General features: G+C 61.6%; 16 protein-coding genes. 6 read left to right on the top strand and 10 right to left on the bottom strand.

The genetic code is table 11. The features are described from left to right. Positions 1 to 489 precede the first annotated feature (489 nt). Together J0909_RS12270 and J0909_RS12265 are read left to right on the top strand one after the other, a co-directional pair. Positions 490 to 1608, top strand: coding sequence for an autotransporter domain-containing protein (locus tag J0909_RS12270; RefSeq protein ID WP_207263240.1), 1119 nt, complete (start codon positions 490 to 492; stop codon positions 1606 to 1608). 128 nt (positions 1609 to 1736) lie between these two features. Further along, on the top strand, positions 1737 to 1880 hold the full coding sequence (locus J0909_RS12265) for a hypothetical protein (protein WP_207263238.1): 144 nt from the start codon (positions 1737 to 1739) through the stop codon (positions 1878 to 1880). Positions 1881 to 2005: 125 nt separating this feature from the next. Here the strand turns inward: J0909_RS12265 and J0909_RS12260 are convergent, their stop codons facing one another. The 7 genes from J0909_RS12260 to J0909_RS12230 all read right to left on the bottom strand — a co-directional run bounded on the left by J0909_RS12260 (position 2006) and on the right by J0909_RS12230 (position 10413). Next, on the bottom strand, positions 2006 to 2302 hold the full coding sequence (locus tag J0909_RS12260; protein WP_207263236.1) for an ErpA-related iron-sulfur cluster insertion protein: 297 nt from the start codon (positions 2300 to 2302) through the stop codon (positions 2006 to 2008). A gap of 64 nt (positions 2303 to 2366) precedes the next feature. Continuing rightward, positions 2367 to 2663 carry an ErpA-related iron-sulfur cluster insertion protein gene (locus tag J0909_RS12255; protein ID WP_207263234.1) on the bottom strand — a complete coding sequence of 99 codons (297 nt, stop codon included), beginning with the start codon at positions 2661 to 2663 and terminating at the stop codon, positions 2367 to 2369. A 21-nt stretch (positions 2664 to 2684) separates the two neighbouring features. Continuing rightward, positions 2685 to 3581 (bottom strand): glycyl-radical enzyme activating protein, encoded by an 897-nt coding sequence (locus J0909_RS12250; protein WP_207263233.1) that lies wholly within the window; start codon positions 3579 to 3581, stop codon positions 2685 to 2687. Positions 3582 to 3662: 81 nt separating this feature from the next. Continuing rightward, a complete protein-coding gene (locus tag J0909_RS12245) occupies positions 3663 to 6107 on the bottom strand; it encodes a glycyl radical protein (protein WP_207263379.1) in 2445 nt (814 codons plus the stop codon). Between the two features lie 297 nt (positions 6108 to 6404). Continuing rightward, the gene (locus J0909_RS12240) at positions 6405 to 7901 is read right to left on the bottom strand and encodes a sigma-54 interaction domain-containing protein (RefSeq protein WP_207263232.1); all 1497 of its coding nucleotides are present in this window, start codon (positions 7899 to 7901) and stop codon (positions 6405 to 6407) included. 24 nt (positions 7902 to 7925) lie between these two features. Next, positions 7926 to 8840 carry a DMT family transporter gene (locus J0909_RS12235; protein ID WP_207263231.1) on the bottom strand — a complete coding sequence of 305 codons (915 nt, stop codon included), beginning with the start codon at positions 8838 to 8840 and terminating at the stop codon, positions 7926 to 7928. A 76-nt stretch (positions 8841 to 8916) separates the two neighbouring features. Continuing rightward, positions 8917 to 10413, bottom strand: a complete 1497-nt coding sequence (locus J0909_RS12230) for an APC family permease (protein ID WP_207263230.1) — start codon at positions 10411 to 10413, stop codon at positions 8917 to 8919. 406 nt (positions 10414 to 10819) lie between these two features. Between J0909_RS12230 and J0909_RS12225 the strand changes: the two genes are divergently transcribed. The 3 genes from J0909_RS12225 to J0909_RS12215 all read left to right on the top strand — a co-directional run bounded on the left by J0909_RS12225 (position 10820) and on the right by J0909_RS12215 (position 13727). Further along, positions 10820 to 11389 carry a DUF4125 family protein gene (locus tag J0909_RS12225; RefSeq protein WP_207263229.1) on the top strand — a complete coding sequence of 190 codons (570 nt, stop codon included), beginning with the start codon at positions 10820 to 10822 and terminating at the stop codon, positions 11387 to 11389. Positions 11390 to 11533: 144 nt separating this feature from the next. Continuing rightward, positions 11534 to 12265, top strand: coding sequence for a sulfite exporter TauE/SafE family protein (locus J0909_RS12220; protein WP_207263228.1), 732 nt, complete (start codon positions 11534 to 11536; stop codon positions 12263 to 12265). A 370-nt stretch (positions 12266 to 12635) separates the two neighbouring features. Beyond that, entirely contained in the window at positions 12636 to 13727 is a 1092-nt protein-coding gene (locus J0909_RS12215; RefSeq protein ID WP_207263226.1) for a linear amide C-N hydrolase, read from the top strand. Between the two features lie 419 nt (positions 13728 to 14146). Here the strand turns inward: J0909_RS12215 and J0909_RS12210 are convergent, their stop codons facing one another. Further along, positions 14147 to 15190: a zinc-dependent alcohol dehydrogenase family protein gene (locus tag J0909_RS12210; protein ID WP_207263225.1), complete on the bottom strand. Its 1044-nt coding sequence runs from the start codon at positions 15188 to 15190 to the stop codon at positions 14147 to 14149. Positions 15191 to 15358: 168 nt separating this feature from the next. Here J0909_RS12210 and J0909_RS12205 point away from each other — a divergent pair, with 168 nt between their 5' ends. Beyond that, positions 15359 to 15823, top strand: a complete 465-nt coding sequence (locus J0909_RS12205) for an Lrp/AsnC family transcriptional regulator (protein WP_207263223.1) — start codon at positions 15359 to 15361, stop codon at positions 15821 to 15823. Between the two features lie 287 nt (positions 15824 to 16110). On the opposite strand, the gene J0909_RS12200 is transcribed toward J0909_RS12205, so the two are convergent. Continuing rightward, positions 16111 to 16815 carry an LrgB family protein gene (locus J0909_RS12200; protein ID WP_207263222.1) on the bottom strand — a complete coding sequence of 235 codons (705 nt, stop codon included), beginning with the start codon at positions 16813 to 16815 and terminating at the stop codon, positions 16111 to 16113. Beyond that, positions 16793 to 17209, bottom strand: coding sequence for a CidA/LrgA family protein (locus J0909_RS12195; protein WP_207263221.1), 417 nt, complete (start codon positions 17207 to 17209; stop codon positions 16793 to 16795). The genes J0909_RS12200 and J0909_RS12195 overlap by 23 nt, the downstream gene beginning before the upstream one ends. Positions 17210 to 17259: the final 50 nt, after the last annotated feature.

Raw genomic sequence — 17259 nt, 5'->3', positions numbered from 1 at the left:
CCAGTGCTCCTGTCCGCAAACTCCATAGGGAATACCATCAGCTCACTCAATAACGGCATTTGGAAAGTGGCGGGAAGAGCCACTAACGGAACCAGTGCCCTGGTGTGGACCGTCAATTCCTCTGGAACGTGGACTTCGACCGTGAACCTGGAGGACTCGAGTGGGAGCTATAGTAATTTTATAAGCGGGGACGGCACGACGGTAGCGGGGACGACCTTCTCAGGCGATGTTTTCATTATCTGGAACGCCACTTCGGGCCAAAAGACGGCCGCGGTGAACGTACCGACGGGATACACCTCGCTGGACCTGAATGCGATAAACAACAGCGGTTCCGTCGTCGTAGGATCGGCGAGCCTTTCGAGCGGACACAGGAGGGCCGCATACTGGTCCGGCTCGAACTCTTCCTATACCTTCCATAATCTGCGTGAGGTCCTGGAGGAGAAGGGGGTCACCCTTCCCGCCACCTCTTTCCTGGAGGAAGTGACGGGCGTGAGTGCCGATGGTTCCATCATGGTCGGAACAGGCTCGGTGCCAGGGGGATACACCGCGTTTCTTGCCAACGTGACCGTGGGCGGTCTCATCACCCCGGACGAATTCTACCAATCCCTGGGGACCATGGGCCAGGTCGGTCCGGCGGTTTCTTCCATGGGCCAGCTGTCCATGAGCCGGTTGGGCGGCGTGGCCGGTGGCCAGGGCATGCAGTTCTCCGTGACCGGGCCGGGTTCCGGCGCGGATACCGGGTCCGACGCAGGCGCGGGAACCGAGTCGGGCCTGTCCAGCGGTGACGAGATGCCGGGTCGGCTGGACCTGTGGATGGTCGGCTCCGTAGGCACCAACATCGAACTGAACGGCGACGACCTCGGCCTGCACGGCGGCGTCGGCCTGAGCTGGGCGGAAGGTGAATGGCGCTTCGGCGGCGGCCTGTTCGGGGACGAGCGCGACCTGGATACCAGCCACGGCGGAAACCAGGACATCCAGGCCGTAGGTCCCGGCGCGTTCGTGGTCTACGCCCCGGACGGCACCGGGCTGGAATTTCGCGTGGCCGCCATCTGGCAGACCGTGAACCTGGACCTGAAGCGCGGCTATGCGAACGGCGCAGGCTCCGCCACCTCCTCTGGCCACACGAACGCCGAGGTCTTCGGCCTGTCCGGCCGGGCCCAGTGGACCCGTAGCGTGACCAACTCCTTCGCCCTGACCCCCTTTGCCGAATACACTTGGCAGAACACGCACATCGACGGCTACTCCGAGTCGGGCGGCCCCTTCCCGGCCAGTTACGACAGCCGCGACGAGACCTCCAACTCCATCCGAACCGGCCTGCGGACCGACGTTGCCCTCTTCGACAAGGTGGGCACCTGGGCCTGGCTGGCCTGGGACCATCGTTTCGAGGACAAGTCCTCGGGTATGGGCGGCACCGCCACCGGCCTTGGGGCGTTCTCCTATGCAGGCTCGAAGCTTGATCAGGACTGGGCCGATGCAGGCATGGGAGCGAGCTGGGATATCACCGAACGGCTGTCCGCCAATTCCAGCCTCGCCTTCGCCCTCGGCTGTGACGATGACTCCGTGCCCGACCTCACCGCCACCATGGGTTTCAGTTTCCAGATCTGGTAGGCGGGATTTTATACCGATTTAAAGCCGGGCGTTCCGTGAAGGACGCCCGGCTTTTTTATTGAATGACCGAAACACCGGAGAGGGCCAATTGCATCGCCAAAGACGAAGAGACAGAGGATATTGCCGTAATGACGTTTGTCACAACACCCTCCCCCTGGCCGCATGTCACCCTGGTGGGCATCTTCAGCGGCAACAGTGAGAGTCGCCCGCCGTCCCTGGGCGGCCTGACGTCCAGGGATGATATATTGCCGCACGAGCTGTTGTCGTTTTGAGCAAAGAAGACGCCATGCTTGATCCGGACGTCGTCGTTGCGGGAAAAGGAAATCCCCCTTCCGATGTTCGAAAGGGGGATGAGTGATGCGCCGGATTCCGAGGCGGAAATACGGCCGATTTCGACCTAATCCGACACATCCAGAGGGGTGAGAACGGTTTCCTTGTTTTCGTCGAAAGCCAGAGCGTAGGACCTGCCGTGCTTCAGCAGAAAATCCTTTTCCGCGACAAACGGAATTCCCTGCACGCTGATCTGTTCGTCTTCCTCTTCCGGTTCATCCAGCCCCAAACCAAGCCGAATCTTGCTGTGGCAGCCGCATCCGGCATTATACTCGCGCAGGCGCACGCAGGTCTCCGGGTCTTCCTCCGCCAACAGGTCGCGGAGCTTTCCGAGAAGCTCCTCCGTCGTATCCACTGTAAACATGTTTTCTCCTTTTCGCGCTTGCGGGGATGGCCCTTTGCCACGCCGACACCGCGGCCCGGTCCGGTTACGCTTCCGCGAGCGCCTTCAAGACCATTTGCTGGCCTTCGTTCAGGGTCAATTCGTAGTTTCCACCGTGATTCAGCAGAAAGTCCTTTTCGGCGATGAACGGGACGCCCTTCACGTCGATCCGCTCGTCATCCTCTTCATCGGGTTCATCCGTGCCTAGACCAAGCACGACCTTGCTATTTCATCCTCCGCCGACGCAGTATTCGCGCAGGCGGATACAGACGCCTTCATCCTCGTCCTCAAGTATCTCGCGGAGCCTTTCGAGAATGGCGTCCGCCACGTTTATGGTAAACATGCGTTCCTCGTTTCTTGCGCGCTACACGACGACCGGCCTGAGTCCGTGCCGTTGGAAGCGTTCGTTGACCGCCTTGAGTTCCTCGGGTTCGTACTGCCGCATGAGAGGCAAAGCCCGGTTCAAGGCGAGGTATTTATTCCGGCCGAAGAAGTGGCAGGGCATGATCTCGACTTCCCGGAGGCCGAAATCCCCCAAAAAATCGGCCATGGCCGCCAGATTCTCCTCCGTATCATTCAGGCCCGGCATGAGCGGCATGCGGATGCGCACCGGCGTGTTGGAGCCCAGGGCGCTGCGGAGGTTCCTCAGAATGAGCGTGTTGTCCTGCCCGGTCAGTTCCCTGTGCCGGGCGGGGTCCATATGTTTGCAGTCAAAGAGCAGCAGGTCCGCCAGCTCGATGGTTTTCCGGAAGCGGTCTTCTGGACACTGGCCGCAGGTGTCCACCGTGCAGTGGTAGGCCTCGTCGTGCGCCTGTTGGAGCAGGGCGAGGAAGAAATCACCGGCCGCCGTGGGTTCGCCGCCGCCGAAGGTCACGCCGCCGTCGGAGTTGAGGTAGAAGGTTCCGTCCTTGCGGACGACCTCCATGACTTCCTCGACGGTCATCAGCCTCCCCGACATGTCGCGCGCGCCGCTGGGGCACACGGACGCACAGGCGCCGCAGTCCGTGCATTGCTCCAGATCGCGTCCGAACTTGCCGTTGCGCAGCCGGGTCACGGCCCCGTTCGGGCAGGCCGCTTCGCAGGCGCCGCATCCCGTGCAGAGATTTTCAAAACACATCAGCTGCGGGGTGAACGCCTGTGATTCCGGGTTGCTGCACCAAAGACAGCGCAACGGACAGCCCTTCAGAAAGACTGTGGTGCGCAGGCCCGGGCCATCCTGCACCGACATGCGCTGAATGTTGTAAACCATACCTTTCAACATGAATCTCTCCCGGTCGTTTTATGATCTAGGGGGTGGTGCGCCGCCGGGAGGTGGCGGCGCACCACTGGAGGTTGCGAGGCCTTAGCAGGCCTGCGAGTATTCAGTGCGCTTCACGATTTCATCCTGGACGCCCTTGTCCAGGCGGGTGAAGTAGGCGCTGAAGCCCGCCACGCGGACCACGAGGTCCTTGTATTCCTGGGGGGCCTCCTGCGCTTCCTTCAGGGTCGCGGACGTGACCACGTTGAACTGGATATGCGAGCCGCCGAGGTCGCAATAGGTCTTGAGCAACGAGGTCAACAGACGTGTGCCACCGGGGCCTTCAAGGGCGGCGGGGACCAGCTTGACGTTGAAGTGGTTCGCGCCGTAGCGGACGGTGTCGATGGCCGTGGCGCCGGCCTTGATCAGGGCGGTTATGCCCTCGTGGTCCGTGCCGGGCATGGCCGAGACCGAACCGTCGGTGAGGGCGACGCCCGCCTTGCGGCCGGTCGGCAGCGCTCCCATGAGTGCGCCGAAGTAGTTGTGGTACGACAGGGAGTACGCGTCGAGCGGAGTGCGGTAGCCGAAACAATCGGGGCCGATGGAGTCGTGGATCTCATCCACATCGTGGTAGTACTGTTGCACGAACTCCTCGATCTCCGGATAGTCGTTGCCGTGCTTGGGCGCGTCGTAGCACATCTTGCGGATTTCCTCGTATCCCTCGAAGTTGGCCTTGATGGCCGTCATGAGCTGCTCCATGGTGATCTTCTTGGTGTCGAAGACGAGGTGCCTGATGGCCAGCAACGAGTTTGCGGCGTCGATACCGGCGGTCATGATCGGGTTGACCTGCGGATAGCGGGTTCCCCCGGCCTCCTCGCACATGCCCTTTTCAATGCAGCCGTCGTACATCACCGAACGCAGCACACTGGGAACCACCTGGAGGCGGGCCATCTGCGACAGGTCGGAATGCTTGCGGGAGACGGCGAAAAGGTGCTTCAACTGAACCTTGTAGGCGTCGTACAGCTCGTCGAAGCTATCAAACGAGGTGATGTCGCCGGTCTCCACACCCAGTTGCTTCTTGGTCCGGGGGTCCTTGCCGTTGTACATCACCATTTCGATGATCTTGGCCAGGCAGGGCTGGTCCTCCTGGGTGATGAAGCTGCCCTTGCCGCAGATGCCGGTGGACACGCAGCCATAGTTGCCGCAGTTGCGGGCGTCCTCCAGGGTGATGCCGTCCTTGTATTGGGCGAAGCGGGCCAGGGTGCGCTCGATCACGGCGGTATTGTTGAGGATCTGGGGCTGGCCGGAGCCGCCGCGGATGCACTGCACGACCTTGCCCATATAGGCCTCGGACAGCTTCGGATGATAGAGCAGGGTCAGGGTCGGCTGGATGCCGCGGGCTTGGAGCTGGGTCTCGAGCAACAGCACCTCGAGTTCGGTGCTGGCGTCGCGGCCATCCCTGTCCAGGCCGCCGATGGTCATGGTTTGACCGGTGTGGCCGGAAAGAGTCTTGGCGTAGGAGCCGCCCTGGTACTCGGCCAACTCCATGTGCTTGATCCATTGCAGCTTCAGCAGGGCCACGACCTGCTCACGATTCAACTTACCCTCTTCGATGTCCTTCTTGTAGAAAGGGTACATGTACTGGCCGAAGCGGCCGGGCGAGGTGGCGCAGGCCATCTGCTCGGTCTCGATGCACAGGTGCGTGAACCAGAAGGACTGGATGGCCTCGCGGAAGTTGCGGGCCGGGAATTCGGGCACGCGGCGGCAGATCTCCGCGATCTCCAGGAGTTCGGCCTTGTTCTTCGGATCGGCCTCCTCGGCTGCGGCGCTCTCCGCCAACTCGGCGTAGCGGTGGGAATGGGCGATGACGGCCTCGCAGACCACGATCATGGCGCGGTAGAGATCGAAGCGCTCCTTGTCGGCCAACGTGGTGGGACAATTGCGCAGGCGCTCCCTGAGGTCGTCGAGCACTGCGCACATGCCGTTGTTCAGCACCTTGGGATAGTCCGCAATGCCGGAACCGCTGGCGACGCTGACGTTCTCGTAGAACATGCCGCCCTTGTGATAGGGACGCGAATCGAAGCCGAACATGTCCTTGAACATCTTGTTGTTCAGGTCGATGCAGGTGCGGCCCTTCCACTCCTTGTAGGTCTGCTTCAGCAGATTCTCGGTCTCCTGGGGGATCTTCATTTCACCCAGGGACGTCATCTTGGCCATCTGCATCTCGTCCTTGATCCACTGGACATTCCACTCGGGATAAGGATAGACGCCGCACCGTGTTCCGGTGAGGGTGCCGACGATGGGATTGCCGTCGAGAAATATCTTCTTCTGGGTCAGCACGCGTTCGAGCAGCCTGGCGCGGATGTAGACCACGGGCTCGCCGTTGTACTCGGTGTAGACGTCGTGCAGGAACTGGAGCCGTTCCGGGTCCATGACCTGCGGCGCTTCCATGAGGAAGTCCTTATGTTCCTGGAACCGCGCGTTCATCGTCTCCCAGTTGATATTGTACGCCTTGGGGCCGGTGGACACCTTGTCCATGTCGAACGGCATGCTCGCCACGGCATCGATGGCCTGCTTCTTGGAGTTGGTGGACTCGATTTGCGTCATAGCGTTTGCTCCCGGTTGGGGTTTGGTTCATTGCGCCGCAATTGGGGCGATTACTATGAGGGTTAGCACAAGGCGTGCCACCCAACTGATGCTCCCAATGTGCCTATTTTACTTGGTTTTTTGGCCAATGACCCGGGGCCGGGGAAAACAATATCTCTTTGCGATTCGGTGGAAATTTTTCTTTTCGAGAAGATTCCTTTCGCCGTAGACGTCCAGAGGAACGCCCCGGCGGAAGGCGGCTCAATAGCCGTCGGAGATGTCGAGCGTCTTGATCCGGTAGCGCAGGCCCGCCGCCGTCATCTTGAAGATGCGGGCGGCCTTGGCCACGTTGCCGCCCGTCACGCGCAGCACGTTCTGGATGCAGCGGCGCTCGTAGGCGTTCATACACTGCTTGAGCGGAATGACTTCGCCGCGCTTGACCTCGGCGTAGTTGAAATACGACCTGACGCCGTGCGTCTCGGCCGCGACGGACGCGATGGACGCCGCTGGCGCGGCCGCGTGTTCCGAGTTCCGGTGCGCCTTCCGGAAGTGCGGCGGCAGACAGGAGTCGGTGATCACATCCTCGGAGCCGAGCATGACCAGGCAGCACTCGATGACGTGCGCCAGCTCGCGGATGTTGCCCGGCCAGGTGTATTCCAGGAACTGCTGGAAGACCTCGTCGGAAAAGCGGATCGACCTGTGCCCGGCGCGCAGGTCCGAGGTCTCGACAAAGGAGTTGGCCAGGATGGGGATGTCGTCCCTGCGTTCGCGCAGGGGCGGGATTTCCAGCCCGACCACGGCGAGCCGGTAAAACAAGTCAAGGCGCAGGACGCCCCGCTCCACTGCGTCCAGGGGCGGTTCGTTAAGCACGCTGACTATGCGGACATCCACCGGAATCTCGGAACAGGAGCCGAGCCTGCACACGCGCTTTTCCTGGAGCACCCGCAGCAGTTTGGTCTGGAGAGCCAGGGGCATGGAATTCAATTCGTCGAGCAGAAGGGTACCGCCGTCGGCCTTTTCAAAAAGCCCGGCCTTGTCCATGGAGTCGGTATAGGCTCCCTTGACCGTGCCGAACAGAATGCCTTCCAGCAGGTTTTCCGGAATCGCCGCGCAGTTGACGGGGATGAACGGCTTTCCGTTCCGTCGGCTTTCGGAGTGGATGGCCTGGGCGAAGACCTCCTTGCCCACGCCCGATTCACCCCAGATCATGACCGAGGCCGAGGTTTTCGCGGCGGCCCTGGCGGCCAGGATGACCTCGTTCAGTTGGGCGTTGCGGCCCACGATGCTTTCGAACGAATAAAGGCCGGAGATGTTGTTGGAAAAGGCCGGGGCCTTGCTCTTGCCCTGCTTTCCCTTGATCAGGGTGGGCCCGAGCCAGATAATGAATGCGATGCAGCCGTCGATCTTGCCGTTGTCGAAGAGCGGGAAAAAATCCGTTACCGTGCTGGCCAGATAGTTGTTCGAGGTCTTGTACCAGTAGGCGCGCTTGAGCAGGGGCGACTTTTTCTGGAGGCATTCCATGGTTGGAATGAGGTCGCGCTCGTGGGGAAGGTAGAGGCTCGTGATCGGTTTTCCCACCACCTCGATGTGGGTGAACCCGTCCGTGCGGCGCTGGATGGAGTTCATGTACTCGCAGATGCCCTGGGCGTTGACCACGGCCACGCCGACGGCCATGGACTCCCACAGGGCGCGCATCTCCGGTGTCAAAACGATTTCCCGGCTGACGTCATGCAATGTGTCGATCTCGAAGCTCCTCATTGCGCATTTTCCCCATTTCGTCTCTCACGTCCGGTTTTTAATTTTTGACTGATTATTAAAGGAATTGCAAGGCGGCGACCACAGTGAGAGAAGCAACGCCCCGCCCATCAGGCAGGCGATGCCCGCGACCGCCAGCGGCGTGACCGCTTCGTGCAGGCAGAAGAATCCGAGCAGCGCGGCGCAGAGCGGTTCGGCCAGCCCCAGGGTCGCCGCCGTGGGCGCCGGGGTGGTGCGCAATCCGCCAAGCACGAGGGTGAAGGCGAGCGCCGCCGTGACCACGCCGAGGTCCAGGGCCACGGCAATGCCCCTGCCCGAGGCCAGCCAGCGCATGGGCGAAAGGAACAGGAACGGCGAAAGGCAGAGTCCACACAGCAGGCAGACCAACATGATGCCGGCCTCCGGCGCGAAACGCAGCAACGGCTTGCTGTAGACCAGGTAGACGGCGTAGGCGACCCCGGCCCCGATGGAAGGCAGCAGGGAGCGCAGGCGCTCCGTCGGCGCGTCGGTCCAGTTCAGCAGCACCAGCCCCAAGATGGCCACGGCTGTGGCCGGGTACCAGGCGCGCGCCGGTTTTTCCGCATTGACGACCCAATTGAGTATGGCGACGGCGACCGGCGAGACGCCTATGCTCATCACCGTGCCCAAGGCCACGCCCGCCATGTCCGTCCCCTTGAAGAACAACAGTTGGTAGGCGGCCAGGGCCAGGGTGGGCGCCAGTAGATCACCCGGCGACCAGCCCTTCCGGTGCGGCAGGACGCCCCGCCAGGCGCACCAGGCCGCCAGCGCCGCGCCGCCGATGAGCATGCGTACCGCGCCGACCGCGAGCACCGAGGCCCCGTCGGCCACGGCCAGCGCCGAGGCGAAGCCCGTGGTGCTGAAACAGAGCGCGCCGGTGAGGATGAGCACCGGCCCGCAGGTATAAATGGATTTTCGCAACATGAACACTCCGGCTATCGGACTGTCCCCGTCGTGATCCCCCCCGCCAGGGCGGGGCGGGGGGGATGCCGACAAGGGGCTAGTCGGCAGGGGCGGGGATCTCCGGGGCCTTGCTTCCCTTGAAGAAGACCTGGATATCCTCCGTGCCGAGGATGTCGCGGCGAAGCTCGTTTTCCGGCAGTTGCGACCAGACCTTGCGGCTGGAGAAGTAGAAGCAGATGCCCATGGCTACCCAAATGATCAGGCACCACGCAGGCGCCTCGGAGATGGCCGCAGGCGAACCGGGGATGCACAGCAGCAGCAGACAGAGGACTGCGGTCAGTGCGCCGATCGTGCAGTAGATCCGCTTCCGCCTGGCGCTCTCCTCGCTGACGCGCGACAACATGCGGTGCGCAGACAGGCAGGTGAACAGGTAGCCCACAGCCGTGCCCACGGCGCTCATGTCCACGGTCCAGCCCACGGCGGAGCGGCCTGCGTACGGGGTCATCAGCACGATGATGATCGTGAAGATGACGGCCTTGTGCGGGGTGCGGTACTTGGGATGGATTTCACCGAACCAGGAAGGCAGGATCCGGCTGCGGGCCATGGCCAGCAACAGGCGGGTGGAGGCCACGTAGAAGCCGTTGATGCCGGTGCAGACCGCGCCGAACACGGCGCAGGCGAGGAGTGTGGAACCGAGCTTGCCAAAGGCCATGTGCGCCGCCGCAGCGGTAGCCCAGGCCGTTTCGCCGGCCATCTTTTCCGCCGCCATCTGCTTGAGCATTTCAGGATAGGGAATGGCCATGCCGACGGACAAGGTCACCAAGCTGTACAGAACCATACCCACGAAGATGGCTATGAGCATGATGTTGCGCGACTTGGACGGGTTGAAGGCGAATTCCTCGGCCGTCTGGGGGACGGTGTCGAACCCGACAAAGAGAAAAGGCGAAATGGCGAAGACGATCAGGACGCAGGTAAACGGGGACTTGCCCTCGGCGAAGAGCGGAGTCAGGTTCGAGAAGTGCGCGGTCTCCAGCACGTTGACGCCGCAGAACAAGGAGAGGATGCCGAAGGAAAGCATGAAGGCCAGCACCACCTGGAGCTTGCCGGCCGCGCTGACGCCACGGTAGTTCATCACGCCGAAGGCGATCACGGCGATGCTCATGATGAGGACCTCGCCGGTATAGACTTTCCACCCCGCCAGGGTGTAAAGGCTGCCGAACTCGAACACGCCCGGCATCAGAAAGCGGCAGATCAAGGACAGCGCGGAGATGTTGATGGCGATGATGGCGATGTACCCGATGATGAGCGCCCAGCCGCAGATAAACGAGGCCGTGGGGCCAAAGCCGATGTAGGCCCAGGCGAATTCGCCGCCCGCCACCGGGGCGTATTTGATCATGTAGCTGTAGGCCATGGCGACAAAGCTGATCAGGATCGCGCCGACGGCGAAACCGATCAGGGTGCCCATTGGGCCTGCATTGGGCAGAAAGACATCGCCCGGAAGGACGAAGCAGCCCCACCCGACGATGGAGCCGAGCGCAAGTGCGCAGACCTGAATTGGAGTAAGCGTTTTTGCTAGCTTGGTTTCCGTGGACATGGATTTCCTAACCTCCTCGATTAGGTTGGTGTGTTCTCCACAAATCCTCATTCCGCACCCGGAAAAGCCGGGATAGCGGGCGTCGGGCATGGACCTCTCGACTGCGCGGAATTTTGCAACGCATGTGCCAAATTGCACAAACACCAACTAACCGATCAGCATTCTTGCATAAAACACAAAAAAGACTTTAGTTATCATCCTCCAAAAGAAAGAAAAACTTCTTTTCCCGTAGATTTCTTCCCGAATGCGAATTTTTCTTGATGACCATCAGCCAATCCGCCTTGTCCGGCCTCGCGGCCGGACCGGCAACCTACCGAAAACAATGGCGTTATCTCACAGCCTGCCGCATCGGCCCCGGCTTTGCATACGCCCCCGGAACCATTGAAGCAATGAAGGAGGAGCGAACATGGTGACACGCGAGGAAATGTTGGCCGAGGTGGTCGAGCGGGAACTGGCCATGTTCCTGGAGGTGCGCAACCGGGGCGGCCGCGCCGACTGCCAGGAGCAGCCCGAGGCATTCCGGCTCATGCGCCGGATGACCCACGCGGTGCTTTCCGATGCCTTTGCGGAAAGCTATCTGGAGGATTTGCGCCGGGGTGAGGCGGATGGACGAAATTTCATGACCGAGAAATATGCGGTGATGGAGGGACAGATCCCGCCCTTCAACCCCGATCCGCGCATCCGGGATATCTCGCGCTCGGAGTGCGCCTGGCGCGACGCCATAGCGGCCGCCTACCCCCTCGTGGTGGAGGCCGACGGCGGCGACGCCTTTCGCCGTTATCTGTTCGCCGAGCTGCAAACCTATTCCGCCGCCACCATCGGCGCCTATGCCGACTGCGTGGCGACCGCGCACCGCGAGGACCGGAATCTTGCCGGAGAGCGCTATGAACTGCTGATGCGCGAACTTGGCTTCGGCTCCCTGGCGGAACGCGAGGCCGCCATGCGGAAAGCCGGAAGCGCCGGGGCTCGCGGTTGAGCACCTCGGCTTCATTCGGTTTCGTTGCCGCGCCGCGTCCGGTGCCCGGCTGGGGGCGGCTTCGTCTCCGGGGGCATCTGGAATCGTCGCCAACTCTGGAGATGCGCATTTCCCGATCAGGGCAGGATGCGGGAGAGGGAATGGATGGATACTAATATCATCGTGATCATGTGCGCATGGTTTGCGGGCGGGTTCATCTCGGGCGCGAGCGGTATCGGCGGAGCCATGTTCGCCGTGCCCATCGCCGCGCTTTTCCTCCCCATTCAGGACGTCATCGTGCTCAGCTGCATCCTCAACATGGCCATGGACGGCTCGATCGCGCTCATGCATTTCCGCTTTTGCCGCGTATCGGCCCTGTTGCCCATGCTCGCAGGAGCCGTGCCGGGGTCGGTGGCGGGGCTGTTTGTCCTGTTGCTGCTTCCCGGAAACGTCTTGCAGGCGTCCGTCGGCATATTGCTAGTGTTTTTCGTGTGTTGGCAGCACTTCTTCCGCGTACGCCGGGCCAGCGGGAATTCCTGGAAGGCCGGTGGCGCGGCGGGGTTCCTGGCCGGGTTGTTGGGGACGTCCATCTCCTTCGACGGCCCGCCTGTCGGCGCTTACGGGTTGTATGCCGGATGGAAGCCGCGCGAATTCCTGGGCACCTTGGGCGTCTTTTTTATCATACGCGGGGCCATCACCTGCAGCCTCCAGGCGTATTCCGGCTATTATACGCCGGAGATCCTTCACTATGCCCTATACGGCTTCCCCCCAACCGTGCTGGGAGCGCTGTGCGCCTTTCCCTTGGTGAAATGGATCAATGTCGAGGCGTTCCGGCGGATTCTCAAACTCATCATCGTCGTCGCCGCCCTGGTCTGTCTGCTCCACGCGTTTCTATAAACACGCATAACCGTCCGTACTTCCGGTATGTAGAGACTTGTCCTTGCCGCCTCCGTCCACATGCGGCAAGGACAAGCCGACGGCGACCTCATCAGGGGCGTCCCTCATACTTCCCCCTTGGGAGCGTCACGCAAAATCAACGGACAATGATTTTCGCCGTAATCCGCTTAGTTTTTCCAACCGAGTTTCCCCCGCAGTGCCCTGTCGCAGGCACTCCCCCCACGCCCTCGTGAGACTGGGCGCGGGGATTCGGGGATGGTGCTTGCCTAAATATCCTGGTAACACCTTTTGCATGCGGGAACCCACGGCCCCCGGGCGTTCAAGGCGCACGTCAATAGGGGCGATGATGCATTGTATACAAGGAGAACAAATGAAAACCAGACTCTTCGCTATTCTACTCGCCATGGTGACGGCCATGACGTTGACTCCGGCGGCTCAGGCCTGTACCGGCATCACGCTGAACGCAAAGGACGGAAGCGTTGTCCGCGGACGCACAGGTGAATTCGGCACCCCGCTCGACATCCGGATCGTGATCATCCCCAAGGGAATTGAAATGGACGGTGGGGCCGTCACCGGCGCCAAGCCCAGGGCCTGGACGACCCGGCACGGCATGGTGGGAGTGAACGCCCTCGGCGAATCCGCCGCGCTCGACGGCCTCAACGATGCCGGTTTGTCGGTCGCCGCGTTCTATTTTCCGGATTATGCCGAGTACCCGAAGGTGACCGCCGGGGATGACGGGAACGTGGTCAGCCCCTTGTATTTCGTTAACTATCTGCTGACGCGGTGCGCTACCGTGGCGGAAGTCCGAAAGGCAGCGGGCCGCATCAAGGTCGCAGGGGCCAAGGTAAAGGAGTGGGGCGGCATGGTGCCCCCGTTCCACTGGATCGCCTCCGACCGTTCCGGCGAATCCATCGTCATCGAGCCGGTAGGCGGCAAGCTGGTCATTCATGAAAACCCGCTGGGCGTGATAACCAACTCCCCGACGTTCGACTGGCACATGACCAATCTGCGCAACTTCATCTACCTGAACCCGCTCAACGTGCCGCCCGTCAAGCTGGACAAGATCGAGTTCAAGCAGCTTGGCCAGGGTTCCGGCCTCGGCGGCATGCCCGGGGACTTCACTCCCCCTTCCCGCTTCATCCGCGCGGCCGTCTATTCGCAAGCGGTCTTCCCCATGGCCTCCGGCAGGGATGCCGTGCTGCAGGCCTTCCACATCCTGAACCAGTTCGACATACCGCAGGGAGCCTCCGTCGGCATGGTCGACGGCAAGCGCGAGGCGGACATCACGCAGGCGACGATCGTGGCGGACCTCAAGGCCCTCAAGCTCTATGTCACCAATTACGCCAGCCGCCGGATCAAGATGATCGACCTCAACCGGGTTGACTTCGGCGGGCGGAAGATCGTCCAAATTGATCTGCCGACCGAGGAAACCATTGATGATCTGACGCCGGTCAGGAATTAGAAGACGCAACCACGGCCCCGGGACACACGGCTGTCCCGGGGCCGCATCCATCCCCCCGGCAATCCGTGCCTTCGTTGCGCCTTATCTGAAATTATCCGGCCCCGTGCGCCATTGCCGTGCAGCGCAAAAAACCGATGAACCGCTTCTGCGCCTTGCGGGTCCGTCTGGATTGGCGGGTCCACGACTTTGGGGTCCTCGGCCCATGAGTCCAGGAGCATCCCGTGGGTGGGCGAAGGGTCCTTGAGCAACCCCGCCTTCCCGGGATGAGCCCTCAAGCATGCGGCCGGAACCTGATCCCGGCGCACTGGACCGAGAACCTCGGCGGCAACAGGGGCCCCTTGGGGATGACGACGAAAAATCAGGCGCTGACGCCTATTCCGCAAGTGCCTTTCTTGTTCTTCACGAGACCGTTGTGTTTGTTAGATGTTGGGATCAATGACGGTGATGCCCGTTGCCGTGAAATTATCCATATCCGTGAGCGCGCCGGCCCCTTCTTCCAGAGTGATGGTCTTTCCCACCAGCTTCTTCGGGTCCAGCTTGCCATGTTCGATCATGCGCCACATGGCTTCGTAGCGATGCGCCTGAATGCCGTGGCTGCCATATATCTCCAGCTCATTGGCTATGACCTTGGACATGGGAACTTGCGGAGAGGTGTGCTCTCCGAGCATCAGTCCCACCTGCACGTGTCTGCCCCGCTTCCGCAGGTTCGCAATGGAGTTGAAACAGGTGGTCGGATTTCCCAAGGCGTCAATGGACACATGCGTTCCACCGCCGGATATGTCCACCACGGCCTCGACCGTGTCTTTCACCTTCGTGCTGTTGACGACCGCAACCGCTCCGAGCTGTTGTGCGAGCTCCAGCTTGTCGTCACCGATATCGATGCCGATGACGTTGGCTCCCAGGGCATTCGCGATCATGATGGCCGAGAGTCCGACGCCGCCGCAACCGTGGACCGCCACCCACTGTCCGGCGGAAGTCCGGGCCTGATCGACCACGGCCCGAAACGCCGTCACAAACCGGCAGCCGAGGCTCGCGGCAGTCGCGTAATCAAGAGACTCCGGCAGGCGCACCAGATTCACGTCCGCGTATTGGATCGCCACATACTCGGCAAAAGAGCCCCAGTGGGTGAAACCAGGCTGAAACTGGTGGTCGCACACCTGGTGGTTGCCGCTGTCGCACTGGGGGCACGCCCCGCAACCGCAGACAAACGGGACGGTGACTCTGTCGCCCGCCTTCCACCGGGTGACGCGTTTCCCCGCCGCCACGACGACACCCGCCAGTTCATGGCCCGGCACATGCGGGAGCGCGATGTCCGGATCATGGCCCATCCAGCCATGCCAGTCGCTCCGGCACAGTCCGGAGGCCATGACCTTGACGACCACCCCGCCGTCATCCGGTGCCGGGTCGGCAAGATTGGTGATGACAGGTGTCTGCCCGAAAGCTTCGTAATACATGGCGCGCATGGCAACTCCTCATGGTTTTCACGGTGAACAGGCGTCTTGGGCGTTCATCAAAGGATTTGCTGAATGATAGCCTTTTACGACCTGAATTGTCCTTGCAATTTCATGTGAAACACACAACAAAAACGAAAGAGTATTTCACCAATGCCGAATAAATGAGAGGACACAGCGATGAAGGTACTGGACGAGAAGGATATTGGTGTTTTGCGCCTGTTGCAGGAGGACGGCAGGATGGCCAACGCCAAGCTGGCCGAACAACTCGCCATGAGCGAAGCCTCCTGCTGGCGCAGGTTGAAACGGCTCCTGGATGACGGAGTTATAAAGGGATTTCAGGCCATGCTGAATCGCAAGGCATTGGGGTTTGGCGTACTTTCCTTCGTCCAACTGAGTTGCAATCAGCATTCAGAGGAAACGACAGCCGTGTTCGAGAACATTATCAGGGCGTCTTCAAATGTCCTTTCCTGCCACAACACCACAGGTGATGACGACTTTTTGCTTCAGGTCGTGGCCAAAGACCTGGACGACTACAGCGATTTTATCGAAGGGGTACTCCGAAAGATCCCCGGCGTGGTGAACATACGCTCCAACATCTCGCTTCGGGAGATAAAAGCATCCAGCAGGCTGCCCTTGGCGTAGCGGATTCCCAAATCCAACCGGAAACGGACATCACAAACCAGCCCCTCCCTCGGAGGTTTGTGGCCCGTCAACCGCCGGGGCCTGGGCCAGTGGGGTGAGGCCTACTGGATATTGTTCTTTTTTGGGGGACAGGGCAGATCGCGTGCGCAAGGCACGGTTTGGCGAGCACGGGATTGAGTGGATTTTGGAATCGCAAAAGCTCGACAAACGCTTTGCCGAGGCCGCCAGGAATATCACATATTCCGGGCAATCGGCTCATGCGCGGGCGATGGAGGGCCGACCGTCCACTATCGCAACGCCGCGAACGCCGTGGCGCCGAAGACATTAAGCATGCCCACCAGGATCATGAGCAGTCCGGCCACGGAACCTTCCTCGGCCCCGAGTTCGTGGGCCTTGGCCGTGCCCGCCGCATGGGCGGCCACGCCGAGCATGGCGCCGCGCGACAGGGGGGAGCGCAGCGGCAGGCGCTTGGCCAGAAAACCGCCGAGAATGGAACCGAGCACACCGGTAATGACCACGAAAATCGCCGTCAGATCGGCCGTACCGCCGATGTCGCGGGACACGTCCATGGCGAACGGGGTGCTGATGGACCGGGGCAGGAGGCTCAACCGCAAGGGGCCGTCGATGCCGAGGAGCGAGGCAAAGGTCCAACTGGTCAGAATGGCCGTGCCCGTGCCCGCGACCATGCCCGCGCCCAGAATGGGCCAATAGCGGCGGATCAGGGCCCGCTGCTCGTAGATGGGTACGGCGAAGGCCACGGTAGCCGGGCCCAAAAGCACGACCAGCCAGCTCGTGGAGCGGTAGTATTCGCCGTAGGAGACATGCAGGGACAGGACCACGCCGATGACCAGGGCCGGGGTCAGGGCCAGGGGCATCTGCCACCACTGCCCCCAACGCTTGTAGACGCGCTTGACCACCAGATACAAACCGATGGTCAGCAGGGACCACCCGCCGATCTGGACCCAGGCGCTACTCGCAAACGGAACCATCATGACGAAGCCTCCAACGGTAAAAGATGTCCACGGTCAAGGCCGTGACGCTCATCACGGACAAGGTGCCCAGAAAGATCACGACCAGGACCTTGAGGCCGAGCCAGCCGAAGAACTCCGGGTGCGCCGTGACGGCGGGAACGGCGGGGATGAAGAAAAGCAGCATCTCGCCGAGATACCAGCGGGACCCCCGGCGCAGGCTCCGGGGGCTGACCCTGCCCAGGGCCAACAGGACATAGACGATGAACATGCCGACGATGCCCGAGGGGATGGGGAGATGCAGCCCCCGAACCAGCCCCTCGCTGGCCAGCCAGACGGCGAACAGCAGGCCGATCTGGGCCAAGCTGCTATGGTGAAATTTCCTGCGGAACGAAACCGCGATGGCGCGTGTACTCATGGTGAACCTCGTTGCGGAAAGGTAGGGCCGTCCGAGTAATGAAGCAAATG

Source organism: Desulfovibrio sp. Huiquan2017, from assembly GCF_017351175.1.
Lineage (GTDB): Bacteria > Desulfobacterota > Desulfovibrionia > Desulfovibrionales > Desulfovibrionaceae > Pseudodesulfovibrio.
This window is presented reverse-complemented; position numbering and strand designations above follow the sequence as displayed.

Coding starts and splice junctions, on each gene's coding strand:
- J0909_RS12265 (WP_207263238.1), top strand. CDS start 1,737: ATGACGTTTGTCACAACACCCTCCCCCTGGCCGCATGTCACCCTGGTG.
- J0909_RS12260 (WP_207263236.1), bottom strand. CDS start 2,302: ATGTTTACAGTGGATACGACGGAGGAGCTTCTCGGAAAGCTCCGCGAC.
- J0909_RS12250 (WP_207263233.1), bottom strand. CDS start 3,581: ATGTTGAAAGGTATGGTTTACAACATTCAGCGCATGTCGGTGCAGGAT.
- J0909_RS12245 (WP_207263379.1), bottom strand. CDS start 6,107: ATGCCGTTCGACATGGACAAGGTGTCCACCGGCCCCAAGGCGTACAAT.
- J0909_RS12240 (WP_207263232.1), bottom strand. CDS start 7,901: ATGAGGAGCTTCGAGATCGACACATTGCATGACGTCAGCCGGGAAATC.
- J0909_RS12235 (WP_207263231.1), bottom strand. CDS start 8,840: ATGTTGCGAAAATCCATTTATACCTGCGGGCCGGTGCTCATCCTCACC.
- J0909_RS12230 (WP_207263230.1), bottom strand. CDS start 10,413: ATGTCCACGGAAACCAAGCTAGCAAAAACGCTTACTCCAATTCAGGTC.
- J0909_RS12225 (WP_207263229.1), top strand. CDS start 10,820: ATGGTGACACGCGAGGAAATGTTGGCCGAGGTGGTCGAGCGGGAACTG.
- J0909_RS12220 (WP_207263228.1), top strand. CDS start 11,534: ATGGATACTAATATCATCGTGATCATGTGCGCATGGTTTGCGGGCGGG.
- J0909_RS12215 (WP_207263226.1), top strand. CDS start 12,636: ATGAAAACCAGACTCTTCGCTATTCTACTCGCCATGGTGACGGCCATG.
- J0909_RS12210 (WP_207263225.1), bottom strand. CDS start 15,190: ATGCGCGCCATGTATTACGAAGCTTTCGGGCAGACACCTGTCATCACC.
- J0909_RS12205 (WP_207263223.1), top strand. CDS start 15,359: ATGAAGGTACTGGACGAGAAGGATATTGGTGTTTTGCGCCTGTTGCAG.
- J0909_RS12200 (WP_207263222.1), bottom strand. CDS start 16,815: ATGATGGTTCCGTTTGCGAGTAGCGCCTGGGTCCAGATCGGCGGGTGG.
- J0909_RS12195 (WP_207263221.1), bottom strand. CDS start 17,209: ATGAGTACACGCGCCATCGCGGTTTCGTTCCGCAGGAAATTTCACCAT.